At 72.1% G+C, this 16,280-nt stretch carries 13 protein-coding genes; 7 read left to right on the top strand and 6 right to left on the bottom strand.

Going from position 1 to position 16,280, the window contains the following annotated elements; translation table 11 throughout:
* Positions 1-21: 21 nt before the first annotated feature.
* Entirely contained in the window at positions 22-429 is a 408-nt protein-coding gene (locus tag RCR19_RS21015) for a helix-turn-helix domain-containing protein (protein ID WP_331266530.1), read from the bottom strand.
* A 184-nt stretch (positions 430-613) separates the two neighbouring features.
* Here RCR19_RS21015 and RCR19_RS21010 point away from each other — a divergent pair, with 184 nt between their 5' ends.
* Positions 614-1,720: a Gfo/Idh/MocA family oxidoreductase gene (locus RCR19_RS21010; RefSeq protein WP_331266529.1), complete on the top strand. Its 1,107-nt coding sequence runs from the start codon at positions 614-616 to the stop codon at positions 1,718-1,720.
* Between the two features lie 205 nt (positions 1,721-1,925).
* On the opposite strand, the gene RCR19_RS21005 is transcribed toward RCR19_RS21010, so the two are convergent.
* Together RCR19_RS21005 and RCR19_RS21000 are read right to left on the bottom strand one after the other, a co-directional pair.
* Complete coding sequence (locus RCR19_RS21005) at positions 1,926-3,557, bottom strand: DUF1416 domain-containing protein (RefSeq protein ID WP_331266528.1); 1,632 nt, start codon at positions 3,555-3,557, stop codon at positions 1,926-1,928.
* 257 nt (positions 3,558-3,814) lie between these two features.
* The gene (locus tag RCR19_RS21000; RefSeq protein ID WP_331266527.1) at positions 3,815-4,732 is read right to left on the bottom strand and encodes a LysR family transcriptional regulator; all 918 of its coding nucleotides are present in this window, start codon (positions 4,730-4,732) and stop codon (positions 3,815-3,817) included.
* Between the two features lie 55 nt (positions 4,733-4,787).
* On the opposite strand from RCR19_RS21000, the gene RCR19_RS20995 reads away from it, so the two are divergent.
* The gene (locus RCR19_RS20995; protein WP_331266526.1) at positions 4,788-4,916 is read left to right on the top strand and encodes a hypothetical protein; all 129 of its coding nucleotides are present in this window, start codon (positions 4,788-4,790) and stop codon (positions 4,914-4,916) included.
* 279 nt (positions 4,917-5,195) lie between these two features.
* Positions 5,196-6,098 (top strand): slipin family protein, encoded by a 903-nt coding sequence (locus RCR19_RS20990; protein WP_331266525.1) that lies wholly within the window; start codon positions 5,196-5,198, stop codon positions 6,096-6,098.
* Positions 6,099-6,193: 95 nt separating this feature from the next.
* Here the strand turns inward: RCR19_RS20990 and RCR19_RS20985 are convergent, their stop codons facing one another.
* Positions 6,194-7,399, bottom strand: a complete 1,206-nt coding sequence (locus tag RCR19_RS20985; RefSeq protein WP_331266524.1) for an MFS transporter — start codon at positions 7,397-7,399, stop codon at positions 6,194-6,196.
* Positions 7,400-7,477: 78 nt separating this feature from the next.
* On the opposite strand from RCR19_RS20985, the gene RCR19_RS20980 reads away from it, so the two are divergent.
* The 3 genes from RCR19_RS20980 (at position 7,478) to RCR19_RS20970 (ending at position 9,959) form a co-directional block, all read left to right on the top strand.
* Positions 7,478-8,443 (top strand): winged helix-turn-helix domain-containing protein, encoded by a 966-nt coding sequence (locus RCR19_RS20980; protein ID WP_331266523.1) that lies wholly within the window; start codon positions 7,478-7,480, stop codon positions 8,441-8,443.
* 35 nt (positions 8,444-8,478) lie between these two features.
* Positions 8,479-8,994: a glutathione peroxidase gene (locus tag RCR19_RS20975; RefSeq protein WP_059130579.1), complete on the top strand. Its 516-nt coding sequence runs from the start codon at positions 8,479-8,481 to the stop codon at positions 8,992-8,994.
* Between the two features lie 74 nt (positions 8,995-9,068).
* Positions 9,069-9,959 carry a MerR family transcriptional regulator gene (locus RCR19_RS20970; RefSeq protein WP_331266522.1) on the top strand — a complete coding sequence of 297 codons (891 nt, stop codon included), beginning with the start codon at positions 9,069-9,071 and terminating at the stop codon, positions 9,957-9,959.
* Between the two features lie 31 nt (positions 9,960-9,990).
* On the opposite strand, the gene RCR19_RS20965 is transcribed toward RCR19_RS20970, so the two are convergent.
* A complete protein-coding gene (locus RCR19_RS20965) occupies positions 9,991-11,940 on the bottom strand; it encodes an MFS transporter (protein WP_331266521.1) in 1,950 nt (649 codons plus the stop codon).
* 252 nt (positions 11,941-12,192) lie between these two features.
* Entirely contained in the window at positions 12,193-14,916 is a 2,724-nt protein-coding gene (locus RCR19_RS20960) for a serine hydrolase (protein ID WP_331266520.1), read from the bottom strand.
* A 228-nt stretch (positions 14,917-15,144) separates the two neighbouring features.
* On the opposite strand from RCR19_RS20960, the gene RCR19_RS20955 reads away from it, so the two are divergent.
* On the top strand, positions 15,145-15,897 hold the full coding sequence (locus RCR19_RS20955) for a GPP34 family phosphoprotein (RefSeq protein WP_331266519.1): 753 nt from the start codon (positions 15,145-15,147) through the stop codon (positions 15,895-15,897).
* Positions 15,898-16,280 lie beyond the last annotated feature (383 nt).

The raw sequence follows: 16,280 nt of genomic DNA, 5'->3' as shown, positions 1-16,280 counted from the left end.
CGGGGTACGACGGCCGGATGGTCACTCCTCCCGGCCGTCGTACTCGGTACGGGACTCGCCGATCTCCTGCGCATGGGCGTCGGCCCAGCCGGCCAGATCGCGGACGACGCCGAGCAGCGAGCGGCCGCGTTTCGTCAGCGCGTAGTCGACCTGGGGCGGAACCGTCGGATGCACGGTGCGGCTGACCAGGCCGTCCCGCTCGAGACCGCGCAGCGTCACGCTGAGCATCCGCTGCGTGATGGGGCTGGTCAGTCGCCGCAGTTCGTTGAACCGGTAGGTCGACTCGCCCAACTGGCAGACGACGACCACGCTCCACTTGTCGCCGATCCGCTCCAGCACGCTGCGGATCAGCGGACGGGCCTCCTCGCGGCAGCCCGGGGTATCGGACGCCGCTTCCGTACGGAGTTCTTCTGCAGTTGCCGCGGCCACGGTTCCCTCCGGGATACCTGGGCACTTCGAAGTGCTCTCTTGTCCGGATCCGCCACCGGCACGAGGCTCGATCGTGAGCAGTCGGCGGTGCCGGAGCGCATCACATGCGTCCCACCACTGTAAAAGCCACAGGGCGGTGACCGGAGGCCGGAGGCGGACTGTCACAGCGCACGAGGAGAACCACATGGCGAAGATCGGCGTCGGCATCATCGGAGCCGGCCGCGGCGGCTGGGCCGCACTCGGACACATACCGGCCATCAGGGCCCTGCCCGACTACGAACTGCGGGCGATCAGCACCACCCGGCGCGCGTCCGCGGACGCGGCCGCCCAGGAGTTCGGCGTCCCGTCGGGCTTCGACGACCACCGCGACCTGATCGCCCACCCGGAGGTGGACCTGGTGGTCGTGTCGGTGAAGGTCGCTCACCACCACATGCTGGTCTCCGAGGCGCTGGGGGCCGGCAAGGCCGTCTACAGCGAGTGGCCGCTCGGCGTCGACCTCGACCAGGCCGCGGACCTGGCGCAGCGCGCCCGCGCCGCACGGGTCCGCACGGTGATCGGTCTGCAGGCGCGGTTCGCCCCCGCCGTGCGCCATGTCCGCGACCTGGTCGCGGACGGCTACGTCGGCAAGGTGCTCGGCACCACCCTGATCGGCTCGGGGCTCGCCTGGGTCGGCGAGACCGACCGCGCCCACGCCTACATCTTCGACCGTGCGAGCGGCACGACGACCCTCACGGTCCCCGCCATGCACGCTCTGGAGGCGCTGAACTTCGCGCTCGGAGACTTCGACGAGGTCTTCGCCAACCTTGTCAGGGGACGTACGGAGGTCCGGATCACCGACGAGGGGATCACCGTCCCGGTCACCGCACCCGACCAGGTGTCCGTGACCGGCACCCTGCGGGGAGGCGCCGCCGCCTCCGTCTACTACCGCGGGGCCCACTCCCGCGGCGACAACCTGCGCTGGGAGATCAACGGCACCGAGGGCGATCTCGTTCTGACCGCCCCCGGCGTCAACGGCAACCTGCAGGTGGCAGACCTGCGCCTGGAGGGTGGCCGCGGGTCCGACGAGACGGTCGCACCCATCGAGATCCCCGACCGATACTTCGCCGCGGTTCCCCGCGGGCTGACGGGACCGGCGCACAACGTGGCGCAGGTCTACGCCGCGTTCGCCGCCGACCTCCGCGACGGCGGCCGTACCGTCCCCGGCTTCGACCACGCCCTGGAACGGCACCGGCTGCTCGGCCTCATCGAGGCGACATCCCGGACCCGGACCGCCCTCAAGCCCGCCGCCTGAGGTCCGCCCGACGCACGGACGGGCCGGACTCCGGCGTTCGCTGCGTCCGTCCGGTGACCGTGGCCGGGCGGGCGATGGTGAACGCGCCGAAGAAGGAACTGCTGGAAGCGGTGGGGAAGTACGCAGCACACCTGCTGTCCGAGGCCGACCGAACCGGGGCTTTCGCGGGCGGAGTCGGGACCACCGGCCGGCCCGGCTCGATCCGCTACCGCTCCAGGGCCTCGATCACCGCGTACTCCACGCTGTCGTCGACGAGTACCACCCGGTGGCCGGCGGCGGCGAGCAGCGAGGCGGCGATCGCGGCTCGGAAGCCGCTGTGGCAGTGCACCCAGTACTCCGCGTCCGGCAGGGACGCGAGGGCATGGGGCAGTTGGGGCAGCGGGATGTGGCGGGCGCCGGGGAGGTGGCCGGAGCGCCACTCACGGCCGCCCCGGACGTCCAGTACCTCCACAGGACGCGCCGTCCGGACCCGGGCGAGGGTGGCGAAGTCGGCACGCGGGTACGAGGCGAGCCACTGGGCGCCCGCCCATTCCAGGGGGCTTCCGACGGCCGCGGCCGCGATGCGGTCGAAGCCGATCCGCAGCAGCTCGATCCGGACCGCCTCCAGTTGGTTGCGGCCGGTGGCCAGCAGGGAGAGGGACGAGTCGAACGGCACCAGCCAGCCGAGATAGGTGGCGAGCGACCCCGAGGCGTCGAAGTTGACGGTGCCCGGCAGGTGGGCCGAGGCGTAGTCGGCTCGTGCGCGCACGTCCACCACCCACTCGCCCGCCGCGATCCGGTCGGCCAGTTCGGCCGGTTCAGCCGGCCGGGGCGGGGCGAGCGAGGCCCGCGGCGCCGGACCGGCGGCGTTGATCGCCCCCATACGGTGGTAGTACGCGGGACAGGGCTCCAGAGCGGCCAGCGTCGTCGTGGCGAAGGCGTCTTCGGCCTGGTCGAAGACGGGGTTCACCTGCCGTTCCCGGCCGATGGTGGACCGCTGCACCGCGCTCGTCGTGGTGGCGGCGCAGAAGCTGCCGAAGCCGTGGGTCGGGAGCACCACCGTGTCGTCCGGCAGCAGCTCGGCCAGGCGGCGGACCGAGCGGTACTGCTGGTGGACCAGCGGCCCGGTCCGCTCACTGCCCATGAGGTCGGTGCGTCCGGTGGTGCCGTAGAGCAGCGAGCCTCCCGTGCACACGAGCCGCGGCACCCCGTCGGCGGACGCGAAGGCGTAGGCGACGTGGTGGTCGGTGTGCCCGGGCGTGGCGATCACCCGGATCCGCAGCTCACCGGCGTCCAGCAGGTCCCCGTCGGCGACCCGGACGGCATCGAAGCCCAGCCTCGGCCCGGTGGGCACCGCGTACCCGGTCCGGAAACGGCGGCTGAGTTCGAGACCGCCGGTCACGTAGTCGTTGTGCAGATGGGTCTCCACGACCAGACCGAGCCGCAGGCCGCGGGAGCCCAGCACGTCGGCGATCCGCTCCACGTCGCGCTGCGGGTCGACGGCGACCGCGACCGTCCCGTCCGTGATGAGGTAGCTGCGGTTGCCGAGGCTGAGTGTGGAGATCTGGATGATCTCCAGGCGTTCGGGGAGCAGTTCGCACAGACGCAGCTCGGCCTCGACGGTCCGGCCGGGCTCCGCCTCGACCGGTGTCTCGGTGACTCCGAGCGGAGACAGCGCCCGCAGCACCCAGCGCCCCGGGAGCACGTCGAAGCGGAACTCGCCGTCCGGTGAGGTGGCCACCTCGGCGACGAACTCGCCCGCCGGGTCGAGCAGGCGGACCCAGGCGCTCGAGGCCGACCCGTCGGCGGCCTGGACCCGCCCGGCCACGACGGTCCGGGTGGTGGTAGCGGAATCCACGGGCGTTCCGATCATCTGTGGCGTGCCGTCCGCGGACCGGTGCGTGCGAGCAGGTCGCCCCACACCGGGAACGCCGGGCGCAGTGCCGTGGACGTGAGCCGTCGACGACGGCTCCGGACGGCACGTCCCTCGGACGGGATACCTCCACCACACCCCATCCCTTCGGCGCCGTCAAACCCACGAGGCCCCTGATCACAACGGCCGCACCGGAGCGGGGTGGGGCATGCGCCCTCGTGGCACCCCGGGCACCCGCAGTGTCATCCTGGCCGCCGCGCCTGGGAGGGCACCTGGTCGCAGACCGTCCGGGCGGCCAGCGACGTGAACGCGCGGACCTTCGCGTTCTCGGTGTCCGCGCGCCAGACGAGTGCGCCGTTGGCCCGGGGCAGACCACTGAGCGGGCGGTGTACGACGCCGGGGTGCCGGTATGCGCGGAACAGTCCCTCATGGGTCGTCCACACCGTCTCGCCGGTGGCGACGTTGTGCAGCGCCTCCTGGTAGGTGCTCCCGCCCCTCCCGCGGCGCAGGGGCCTGCCGGTCGGGGTGAACGGCGGGCAGAAGCCGTGCCGCAGGGCCTCCGGCAGTTCGGCGGGACCGTCGAGCAGGACCCAGCCCGCCAGGTCCTCGATGTCGACCGACTCCCGCTCCCCCAGCGGATGGTCCAGGCCGACGGCCAGCACGCGCCCGTGGGACACGAGGACGGGCCCCACCTGGAGGTCGGGCTCGTCTGTCGGCAGCAGGGTCAGCAGCACGTCGACCTCGCCACTGCGCAGCGGCGAGTAGGGGTCGCGCCAGGCCACCTCGGTCACCACGACGTCACAGGCCGGGTGGCGGCGGCCGAAGACGACGACCATGTCCGTCAGGGGTGGCCCGTTGAGGCAGCCGAGGAAGCCCACCCGCAGGGTCCCGACCATGCCCTGCGCGATGGCACAGGCCTCGTCGTAGCTTCTGCGGAGGCCGGTGTACGCCGCGCCGAGCGTCCGCCGGGTGTGCTCGCCCAACGGGGTCAGCTCGACCCGGCGGCTGGTGCGGGTGAACAGCGGCGCGCCGATGTGCCGTTCCAGGGACCGGATCAGCTGGCTCACGCGGGACTGGGACAGTCCCATGCGTTCCGCCGTGCGGCCGAAGTGCAGCTCCTGCGCCAGTGCCAGGAAGGTCTCGATCTCCGTCAGATCCACTGCCTTGCTCCTCGCATCGATGAGCCCGGCTCATGGATTGTGTACTACTTCGGCCTTGATCGACCAACCCCCCACTGCGATCGTCTGGTTGCGGCCGGCCGACTCGTCGACATTCGGGGGAGTCGACAAGTCGGTCGGCGGCATGCGCGACGCGGAGGCGATCGCCCGGCGCTCCGCTCCGTGAACCGCCGTGCAGGGGCACGGGCCTTGGGCACCGCCACCACCGCGGCCCCGTTGCGGGGAGTCCACCGTGGGACGGGCGCGCCGTGCCGCCGGAGGCCGACGCAGAGGCTACCGCGTGGATCGAGGAGCGGTGCCCCCGGGCGGTACAGCCCTCCAGGTGAGTGGGGGGCGGTTCCCGTTTCTTGACGAACTCCTGACGCTTCGCCCGCATCCGGCAATCCGGTCCGCGGTGTCCAACTGGGTGTCACTCTTCGAAACCCTGTAAGGGAAGTGAAGTGCCATGGAAGGCACCGTCGTGGCGGTCGTCCTGGTGGTCGTGCTGGTTCTGCTCGTGCTGCGCAGCGGAATGCGGGTGGTCAACCAGGTCGAGCGCGGGGTCGTGTTCCGCTGGGGGAAGGCACAGTCGCACCACAGGCAGCCGGGCATCACGTTCCTGATCCCGTTCGCCGACCGGATGCGGAAGGTGAACGTGCAGGTGGTGACCATGCCGGTACCCACTCAGGAGGGAATCACCAAGGACAACGTCTCGGTCAAGGTCGACGCGGTCGTCTACTTCCGGGTGATCGATCCCGTGAAGGCCGCGATCGAGGTCCAGGACTACGTCTTCGCGGTCGGGCAGGTCGCCCAGTCCTCGCTCCGGTCCATCATCGGCAAGAGCGACCTCGACGATCTGCTGTCCGACCGTGAGCGGCTGCACGAAGGCCTCGCTCTGATGATCGACAGCCCGGCCGCGGGGTGGGGCATCCACATCGACCGCGTCGAGATCAAGGACGTCCAGCTGCCCGAATCCCTGAAGCGCTCCATGTCGCGGCAGGCCGAGGCCGAGCGCGAGCGGCGGGCCCGGGTCATCACCGCCGACGGCGAGTTCCAGGCGGCGCAGCAGCTGGCCAACGCCTCGCGCATCATGTCGGACACCCCGGAGGCCATGCAGCTCCGGCTTTTGCAGACGGTCGTGGAGGTCGCCGCGGAGAAGAACTCGACGCTGGTGATGCCCTTCCCGGTCGAGCTGCTGCGGTACTTCGACCGTGCGGCGCGCAAGTTCGGGTCCGAGGAGGCGCCGGGGCCCCGGGCGGACACCGTCAAGGCCCCGCAGGCCCCGCAGGTGCAGCCGCCCGCGGACCCGCGGCTGTCGACCGCGGTCTTCCCGTCGCCCGCGAACGAGGCACCCGGCAACGAGGCGTGACAACGCGGACGGCCCCGTCCCGGACCTTCGTGGTCCGGGACGGGCCCCCTCGCCGGCGAACGCGACGCCCTCCCCCCGCATACCGAAGTGCGGCCTCACTCCCCGCTCTTCGCACCCGCGGCGGCCGGCACGAGAAGGCCGTCGCGGGGCTGCCGACGCCGGGCCCCGACCGCCAGCGTCACCATGACCGACGCCACCGCCATCACGGTCATCGCGACGCCCGGTGAGGCGAGTTGGGCCACCGCTCCGGCCAGCGCCGCGCTGACGCCCTGCATCGTGAGCATTCCCGCCGAGTGCAGACCGAGGGCGTGCCCGGCGAGTGCGTCCGGCGTCAGCTCCATCAGCCGTTCCTGCTGAACGAGGCTCGCCCCGAAGCCCGCCGAGGCCACCGTCACGCAGACCGCCGCGACCGGCAGCGCGGGACGGAGCACGAACAGCAGATAGGGCGTCGCCAGAAGCAGCAGCAACGGAACGCCGAGGCGGCGCCGCACGGCGGGCGGCAGGAGTCGGCCCAGGGTCACGTCCCCCACGAACATCCCGAACGCCGCGCACGCGAACAGCACTCCGGCGCGCTCGGGTGCGTAGGCGACATACAGCGACTCGCAGCCGACGATCAGGCCGTTGGGGATCCACAGCAGCAGATAGATTCTCCGGCGCGGCGGCGACGACCACAGCAGCGCGTTGGTGCGCCAGGTCTGGGCGACCGAGGGACGACCGCCGGTGCGCGGGGCACGGCGACTCAGACCCAGACGGATTCCCGCGGCCGCCGCCAGGTACAGGGCCGCCGCGGTCAGCAGGGTCGTGCGCGGGGACAGGACCGCCACCAGAACACCGCCGGTCGCATATCCGGCGATCTGCATGAGCCCGCTCATCATGTTGAACAGCGAACGGCCCAGCAGATAGCCGTCCTTGGACAGGATCTCGTTCAGCAGCCCCCAGCGGACCCCGCCGCCGAGCGACTGGACCAGGCCGAGAAGCAGGACCAGCGCGAACACCCCGCCGACGGGCAGACCGGGCGCCGCCATGGCCGCCGTACCCACCGCGAACACGCACGCGATGCCGGCCAGGGTGGCCCGCGGGGGCAGCCGGTCCGCCGCCGACAGCAGGGTCGTCGCGCCCAGGACCTGCGCCAGCTGCGGGCCGAACATGCTCACGGCCGACAGCAGGGGCGAGGCGGTGGCGCGGTACACCAGGGTGCCGAGGGCCAGACCGCCGACGGTCGAGGCGGCCGTCAGGAGGGAGGTGGACAGGAAGAACGGGGTGAACTCCCGGGTGCGGAAGAGATCGGAGTAGCTGCGCATGCGCGGAGTCTGGGCGGCGTCCGCGCACGGTCGTTAATGTTTCGCGTACACGCGAAACATCGGGAGGGCGCGGGCCCCATGAGCCTCTGGTACCTCAACGCCGACACCCTCGCCGGCAGCCGGTTCGTGGTGTCGCCGCTCGCCGAGACCTTCGCGAGCCTGAAGCTGCTGCACGCGGGCGCGGCCTCCCACCCCGGCGAGAGAGCCTGGCTGGACACCCATCTGCCCGCCTACCGGCGGCTGCTGGCCGACGACCCGGTCACGGCGCTGCTTGTCCGCAGCGGCCTGGGCCAGGAGTGGATCGCGGACTTCCTCACCCCCACCCCGAGGGAGCAGGAGAGCTTCGAGGAGGGCGTCGCCCGGGTGCGCACGGCGTCCCCCGCCGTGGCCCGCGCCCATCTCACGGTCTCCCTGCGCGGCCCGCTCCCCGACCGCCTGGACCGCGACGACCTGCCGGAACGCGCCGCCGAACTCCTGACCTATGTGTGGACGCGGACCGTACTCCCCTACTGGGACCGGCGGCGGCGCATCCTGGAGGCCGACGTGGTCGCCCGCACCGCACAGTTCGGCCGGGGCGGCTGGGCGGCCGCGGTGGACACCCTGCGGCCCGGGAGGACACGCTGGCTCGGCGGGAACCGGCTCCAGGTCAATCTGCACGAGTACCCGCCGCGCGAGATCTCCGGCGCCGAGCTGCTGTTCGTGCCCGTCACCCCGCAGACCGGCTGGGTGTCCTGGGAGGACACCGACCGGTACGCCGTCGTCTACCCGTGTGCGGGCGTGCTGGCGCAGGGACCGCGTACGGAGGTGCCGGAGAGCCTCGGCACCCTGCTCGGACCGGCCAGGGCCGGGGTCCTCGTCCTGCTCGACTCGCCGATGAGCACCAGCCAGCTGGTCGCCGTGACCGGACAGGGGCTCGGCACGGTCGGGCGCCACCTCAAGGTGCTGCTCGACGCCCGTCTGGTGGATCGGCGACGGGCCGGCCGGTCGGTGCTCTACTCCCGTACGGCCGCGGGTGAGGTGCTCGTCACAGCACAGCGGGACTGACGGCTTCGTCATGATGCGGAGTTAGCATCCGCGTCATGACTACAGACAACACCAGCGGTTCCGGCGGCTCCGTCCTCGACGTCGAGATCGACGCCCTCCAGGGCGGTTCCGCGAACCTCTCCCAGTACGCGGGCAAGGCCGTCCTCGTGGTGAACGTGGCCTCCAAGTGCGGGCTGACCCCGCAGTACGCGGGCCTGGAGCGGCTGCAGGAGCGGTTCGCGCCGATGGGCTTCACCGTGCTCGGGGTGCCGTGCAACCAGTTCCTCGGGCAGGAGCCCGGGAGCGCCGAGGAGATCGCGGAGTTCTGCTCGGCGACGTACGGCGTGACCTTCCCGATGACCGAGAAGGTCGAGGTGAACGGCGACGGGCGGCACGCGCTGTACGAGCGTCTGGTCGGCCACGCGGACGCCGAGGGCCACACCGGCGACATCCGCTGGAACTTCGAGAAGTTCCTGATCGGCAAGGACGGCCGGATCGCGGCCCGCTTCGCGCCGAAGACGGAACCGGAGTCCGCCGAGGTCGTGGCGGCGGTGGAGAAGGCGATCGTCTGACCGCGTCCTCCACGTGGTTGACCCTGCCCCAGGGGCAGGGTGGAGCGTCCTCGTCACCGGGCGGCAGCCGCCCGGTGACGGAGGATGACAGGGTGAAGGACGAACTGCTCACGATCGGCGCCTTCGCCGCGCGGTCCCGGCTGTCGGCGAAGGCGCTGCGGCTGTACGACCGGCTGGGGCTGCTGACGCCCGCGCACGTCGACGAGGCCAGCGGCTACCGCTACTACCGGGCCGACCAGGTGGAACGCGCCCGGACGGTGGCACTGCTGCGGCGGCTCGACATGCCCCTCGCGCAGGTCGCCGATGTGGTGGCGGCGCGCGAGTCGGACGGCGGCCGGGCGTCCGAGCTGCTCGCCGGCTACTGGGCCGGTGTCGAGGAGCGGATCGCCGGACAGCGCACCCTCGCCGACTTCCTCCGTGGACGACTGTCGGGGAGGAGCTCCGAGATGTACGGGAAGTTCGTGGTCGAGACGGTGGACGTGCCGGCGCAGGTGGTGATCACCGAGAAGCGGCACACGCTGGCGGACGAGCTGCCGGCCTGGATCGGCGCCTCGTTGGGACGGCTGGAGGAGGCGGCACGGGCGTGCGGCGGGGTGGCCGGCGCACCGTTCGTCGTCTACCACGCCGAGGTCTCCCAGGAGAGCGACGGACCCGCCGAGGCGTGCGTACCGGTGGCCGACGAGGCGGCGGCACGTGCCTGGGCCGAACAGCGGGGCCGGACATGGGAGACCGAGGTGCGGGTCGAGCCCGCCCAGCGGCTCGCGAGCACCCGCATCACCAAGGCGCAGGTCGCACATCCGCAGATCCTCGCGGCGTTCGAGGCTGTCGAGGCCTGGGTCGCGGAGCAGGGACTGGAGTACGCGGGGCCCTGTCGCGAGGTGTATTTCGCCGACTGGGACGCGGCGGGGCCGCAGGACCCGGTGTGCGACGTGGCGTTCCCGGTCAGGGGCGCCGCCGAGCGGTAGCACGACCGCCCGCGGTCGCGACGGACGGCGGCTACCGCAGCTCCTCCGGACACGGGGTGCCCCGCGGCAGCTGGTACGGCGCGGCCAGGCGATAGACGCCGGAGCCGGGGGCGACGAGTTCCGTCCACTTGTCGCCCGCCGCATCCTCGGCGGTCTCCATCAGACAGCCGTGGACGTTGTCGTACGTCTTCGGCATGCCCGGGGCCCGGTGCTTGGACTCCTCCGTCTCCTGCGGCGGCTTGACGCTCTTGCCGTCCGCGTCGACCAGGCCCAGCCAGGGCGAGTACGGGATGCGGATGAGCACCCGGCCCGCCTTCTTCACCTCGATCGTCAGCTCACCCTGCTCCGCGCGGTCGACGACCGCCGGGGGGTCCGCCAGCGGAGTGGGGTCGGTCACCGCGAACAGCTGCCAGTTGGCGTCGCCCCAGACCTGTTTCAGATACGGCATCCCCCGCTGGACGAGCTCCCGTTCGCGTTCGCCGCCGTCCCCGTCGGGCTCCTCCTTCGGCAGTACGACGTAGTGCACCGCCCAGCGCTGGAGCCACGCGTGGTAGTTGGCGGAGTTGAGCGTGTCGTCGTAGAAGAGCGGGTTGCGCTCCATGTCGGCCTGCCGGTTCCAGCCGCGCGCCAGGTTCACGTACGGGGCGAGCGCCGACGCCTCGCGGTGCGAGCGCGCGGGGACCACCTCCACCCGGCCCCGCTCGGCGCCCGCCACCTGGAGCTGGTTCACCAGCGGCGCGAGCTCGCGCGCCCAGGACGCCGCCGGGGTCGTATGGACGATGTCGTCGACCGTCTTGGCCCCGATCCAGACGACGAAGCCGGCGGACGCGATCACCAGGGCGTACCACTTCCGGCTGCGCGGCACGGCGAACGGCAGGGCCGCCACCAGCGCCACGCCCGCGAACAGCATCGCCAGCCGGGTGATGTTCGAGCCGATCTGGGAGCTGATCAGCCAGACGAGGAGCACGGACAGCGCGTAGACCGCCGCCGTGATCCGTACCGTCCGCCACTCCCTCGGGACCAGGACGGCGACCAGGACCGCGTACACGAACGGCAGGAGCGCCGAGGCCCACGTCATCGGCTGCGTGCCGGAGAAGGGGAACAGCCAGGCGGAGAGGGCCACCACGACGGTCGGCGCCAATCCCAGGGCCCATGCTCCCGGGCGGCGTCTCTGCAGGAACAGCGCCACCGCCACCAGACCCACGAACAGGCCCGCCACCGGTGAGGAGGCCGTGGCCAGCGCGGCCAGCGGCGCCGCGCACAGCGCCTTCGCCCAGCGCTTGTGACGCCAGCGGTGGGGCCAGCAGAAGACGCACGCCGTGGCACCCAGCGCGAACATCGTGCCAAGGCCGAAGGTCACCCGTCCCGAGATGGCGTTGCACAGCAGGGCGAACACCCCGGCCAGGGCCGGGCCCCACGGCTCGCGGACCGCACGGCTGCGGATGAGGATCAGGGTCAGCAGCCCCGCCGAGATCGTCCCCGCGACCATCATCGTCGTACGCACGCCGAGGACCGACATCAGATACGGCGACACCACGCTGTACGACACCGGGTGCATACCCCCGTACCAGGCGAGGTTGTACGCCGAGTCGGGGTGGCGGCCCACGAACTCCGCCCAGGCGTCCTGTGCGGCGAGGTCGCCGCCGCTGTTCGCGAACGTGAAGAACCAGGCGAGGTGCAGCACTCCCGCGAGGGCGGTGATCGTGAGGACCGCGTGCCGGCGGGCCAGGTCCGCCGCGCGCGACGACCTCACCCGGGTCAGCAGGGGGCGCAGGCTCGATGCCGGCTCGGGGCTCGCGCCCGGGGCTTCGGGCGCCGAGTCCGCGGCCGGGGGCCGGAGGCTGTCCGCAGCCGCGGGGACGGTCCGAGGCGGCGTCCCGTCGGCGGTGGGCGCGCTCAGCGGTATTCGCGGGCCCGACGACCCGCCCGCATGACGACCCGGATCGGCGTCGTCGGCGTGCTTCGGCTCCGCTGTGGCCACCTGAAGGTACTCCCCGTGTCCCGTTTTCCGTTCTCGTCCGCCCCGGTTCCGTTCTCTCCCCGTGTCCGGGCGTCCGCAAGAGTTACGTCACCGTTCCGTCGGGGTTCTCTCCGGTGTCCGGGCCGGGTCAGGTCGTGCGGCTCACGGTCTGTCCCGATCTCGCGACGCTAGCACGCACCCCGCCGAGAGGATCCCGGGTGGGGGCCCCCTCGGCGGGGTGCGCGACGTCGTTCCGGCGGCCGGTACGGCGGCTCAGCCCATTCGGGTGAACTTCGCGCCGTAGCCCGGTTCCGCGAGGTCCTTCTGCAGGGCGACCGGGATCGTCACCGCGCGGTTGGATCCGTCGCCGACCTTCAGCTCGCCGACGACCGTGCCGGCCTTCGCCTCGTGCGGGAGCGGCTTGCCGTTGTCCCCGATGGAGATGCCGGTCTTCAGTCCCGGCCAGCCGATCGCCTTCATGTTCTTCGTGGCGACCACCGGGGTCCGCCCGCCGAGCTGGTCGTCCACGTAGCCGACGACCTCACCCTTCTTGACCACCGTCGCGGTGGCCAGGCTCTGCTGGACCTTGTCGATCAGCTTCTGGCTGTTGTCGAGCGCCAGCTGGAGGCTGTCCCAGACCCGGCCCGTGTGGGCGTCCTGGTTGAGGACGGCACCGTAGATCGTCTGCGTCTCCCCGTCGACGACCTTGGTCGCCGCCCACACGAGGTTTCCGCCGGCCGGGGTCGACGAACCGGTCTTCAGGCCGATCACGCCGACCTGCTTCACCAGCAGGTCGTTGTTGTTGTAGATCGGCTGGTCGAGGCCGGGGATCTCCGCCTTGGCCATGCCGACGACGGAGCGGAACACCTCGTTCTGCATGACCGCCCGGGCCAGCTTCAGCTGGTCGACGGCGGTGCTGACTGTCGTCTTCTCCAGGCCGCTCGGGTCGGTGTACGTCGTCTTGGTCATGCCGAGCTTCTCGGCCGCGGCGTTCATCTTCCCGACGAAGGTCTTGTTGTCGGAGTCCCAACGGGCCAGCAGCCGTGCCGCGTTGTTCCCGGAGGGGATCATCAGCATCTGCAGCATCTGCCGCTCGCTGAACTTCTGGCCCTTCTTCATGGCCGCCGTCGACTCGTCCTCGTTCTTCGACTCGTCCTCGGCCTGCTGGTCGGCGGTGATCGTGGGGCCGCCGTCGTTCCCCTTGAGCGGGTGCTCCTGGAGGGTGACGTACGCCGTCATGATCTTCGCGACGCTCGCGATCGGCTTCGGGCTCTGCGTGCCCTCCGTGCCGATCGTGCCGACGCCGTCGACCGCGATCGCCGACTGGCCCTGGCCCGGCCAGGGCAGGTCGAGTTCGCCGCCGCCGAAGGTGTAGGTGTCGTCGGCGGTCAGTTCGAGGGAGGCCGCGGGCAGTGGGCGGACCGCCTGCACGATCGCAAAGATGATCACCAGCAGCACGACGAGCGGCGTCCAGATCTTGATCCGTCGCAGGACCGTGCGCACCGGCGTCTCCGGCGGCGGCGGGGTGTTCGTCAGCTCGGCGAGCAGGTCCAGCGGCGGCTTCGGCGGAAGCGGCTGCTGTGCGGTGCGCTCGGGTCCGACCTGGGGCAGCGCGGCGGTCGCCTCCGCCGGGCTCATCCGGGGCGCGACGTCGTCCGGCGACCTCAGCGGGACGAACCTGCCGGTGCGTTCGGCGTCGGACGGCGCCGGGGCCTTGGCGGCAGGCTTATCGGCGGACTTGCCCGACGCCTTGCCGGACGGCTTCACATCGCCCAGCTTGAGCATCGTCGTCGGCTGGTCCACCGCGGGCTTCCCGGCCCCCGCACCACCCGACTCGCCGGACTTCTCGGGCGCCTTGTCCGCGGGCTCGTCCTCGGGCTCGCCCGGCGACTTGTCAGCGGACTTGCCCGACGCCTTGCCGGACGGCTTCACATCGCCCAGCTTGAGCATCGTCGTCGGCTGGTCCACCGCAGGCTTCCCGGCCCCCGCACCACCCGACTCCCCGGACTTCTCCGGCGCCTTGTCCGCGGGCTCGTCCTCGGGCTCGCCCGCCGCCTTGCCCGCAGGCTCGCCCGACGCCTTGCCGGACGGCTTCACATCGCCCAGCTTGAGCATCGTCGTCGGCTGGTCCACCGCGGGCCGGCGCGTGGTCTTGAAGACGGCGGTGGGCCGGTCCACGGCCTCCTCGTCGGCGTCCTCGTCCGCAGTCGGTTCGGAGGCGTCCCCGGTCTCGGCCGGCCCGGAGGCGTCCCCGTCGGCGTCGTCGTCGCTCTCGGTCCCGCCCTCGGTCTCGGGGGCTTCCTCGGTCTCGGCATCGGCCTCGGGCGCCGCGTCGGCCTCCGACGGGGCGTCAGCCGCGGGTGCGTCCTCGCCCTCGTCCTCGTCCTCGGAGGTGTCCTCCGGCTCCGCCTCGGTGGTGGTCTCGGCCTCCGGCTCCCCGGGCTCCTCGGTTCCCTCGGGTTCCGCGGGGGTCTCCACGGCGTCGGCGGACGGCGCGTCCTCCACCGACTCGGCCGCCTCCGGCTTCTTCGCGACCCGCTCATGCGCGTCGCCCGAACGCTCGCCGGCCGTCTCCGTCACGGCTTCGGGACCGGCCTCGTCCGCCGCGTCCCCGGCCGCGTGGTCGTCCGCCGTCCGCACCCAGGAGGCCAGGGAGGTACGCCGTCGTGTGTCGCTCGCCCCGCCGTCCCCGCGCACGACGGTCGCACGGCCGGAGGAGCCGTTCCCGGCCTCGTCCCCGGAATCCGGGGCCTCCGCGTCCTCATCGGCGGCCCCCGGCGCCGTGGCGGCCTCGTCCAGGGCCGTTCCGGCGGAGCCGCGCAGCCCCCGCGTGGAGAAAACCGCCGTCGCCTGGTCGACCCGCGACGTGTCACCGGCCCGCGCGAGCCGGGGATCGCCTCCGGCCCCCGCCGGCCCCGGAACCGCCGCCCCGCTCCCCGACGTCGGTTCCTGCGACGACTCGTGCTGCTTCGACCTGTCGGGGGACTCGCCCGCCACCGATGCCTCCTCGTTGCGTCACGCACCCACTCGCGCGCCTCGCCGAACCGTGAACCGCCGCCCGAGCACGGCTGTCCGAACCATGTACCAGTGTCCTGTGTGAGGGATTGACCCAAGCGCTAGACGAGAACGACATACCTACTGGTTCCACTACATTCCGGTCACGCACCCTCGACAGACCAATGTGAGAGGGGTCACCCTGTCATTCATCCACGCGGGGAGGCATGGATGGGCAGGAGCCGCAGAACAATTCCGGAGGAGCTTCTGCTGCTCGCACTGGACCCGACCACGGGTACCACTGCGCAGCCGCAGTCGCTCGACCTGGGTCTGGCCGGAGCACAGCTAGTGGAGCTGGCGCTGGCCGGACGGATAGCCCCAGACGGGGATCGTATCGCCGTGGTGGCACCACGGCCGACTGGAGATCCAACTCTGGACAGCGCGTTGGAGTTGCTGCGCAGGCGCGGCGCTCCGGTACGGGCCGTCCATTGGATCGGCGGGCCCCGTCTAGGGCTGCGCCAGACCTATCTCTCGCATCTGGAGCGGTGCGGCATGGTCCACGCCGTGCCGGGCCAGATGTGCGGGGTGCTGCCGACGACCCGGTACCAGGCGACGGACACCGCCATCAGCCGGGAGATCAGGTCCCGGCTGGACTCCGCGATCCGCACCGGCGTGCCGCCGGACCCGCGGACCGCGGCGCTCGCCGCGCTGGCCCACGCGGTCGGCCTGGGCAAGCACCTGTATCCGGGCAACGAGGGACGCTCGTCCCGCTCCCGGCTGCGGGACCTGATCAGGCACGACCCCATGGGCGGTCTCGTGGCGCACGCCGTGATGGACGTCCAGAACGGCGCGGTCGCACAGCCGCGCCGGAGCCCGGCACCGGCCGGCCGCCCGGCCGCCGGACCCAGGCCCGCACCGGAACCCGCCCGCGGTGTTCCGATGCAGCCGCGCCACGGTTCCATGGCGCGCGTCGTGGCCCACTGAGCCGCAGTCCCACGGCACGCCGGGACCACGGCACCACCAACGGCCGTACCGGCAGGACCGGTACGGCAGGTACCGCACGACCCGGCAGGCGCGCGATCCGTCCCCGAGATCCGGTTCGGGAGCCGCCGGTCCGCGCGGGGCGGTGAGACCGTACGTCCGACGACACGGTCCCACCGCCCCGCGCGGCCGCATGCGGCCGCGCCGTAGGATTCCGCCGCGCACGGCACCCCGCCGGCCGGCCCGGGACGGGCGTCGTCCAGGACACCGTCGGCCGCGGCATCCGGCCGACTGCCGCCCAAGTGGTGCGCGGGCTGCGCATATCCGGTGTTTCCCAGCGGTAGAAAGCACCTTGGTGGCAATCTGCTCAACGGCAGATACGCAAA

Origin of the sequence: Streptomyces sp. WAC07094, assembly GCF_036320405.1 — a bacterium.
In the GTDB taxonomy this organism is placed as follows: Bacteria; Actinomycetota; Actinomycetes; order Streptomycetales; family Streptomycetaceae; genus Streptomyces; species Streptomyces lannensis.
Note: the sequence above shows the minus strand (reverse complement) of the source record. Positions and strands in the feature narration are given on the sequence as shown.

Coding starts and splice junctions, on each gene's coding strand:
- RCR19_RS21010 (WP_331266529.1), top strand. CDS start 614: ATGGCGAAGATCGGCGTCGGCATCATCGGAGCCGGCCGCGGCGGCTGG.
- RCR19_RS20990 (WP_331266525.1), top strand. CDS start 5,196: ATGGAAGGCACCGTCGTGGCGGTCGTCCTGGTGGTCGTGCTGGTTCTG.
- RCR19_RS20985 (WP_331266524.1), bottom strand. CDS start 7,399: ATGCGCAGCTACTCCGATCTCTTCCGCACCCGGGAGTTCACCCCGTTC.
- RCR19_RS20980 (WP_331266523.1), top strand. CDS start 7,478: ATGAGCCTCTGGTACCTCAACGCCGACACCCTCGCCGGCAGCCGGTTC.
- RCR19_RS20975 (WP_059130579.1), top strand. CDS start 8,479: ATGACTACAGACAACACCAGCGGTTCCGGCGGCTCCGTCCTCGACGTC.
- RCR19_RS20955 (WP_331266519.1), top strand. CDS start 15,145: ATGGGCAGGAGCCGCAGAACAATTCCGGAGGAGCTTCTGCTGCTCGCA.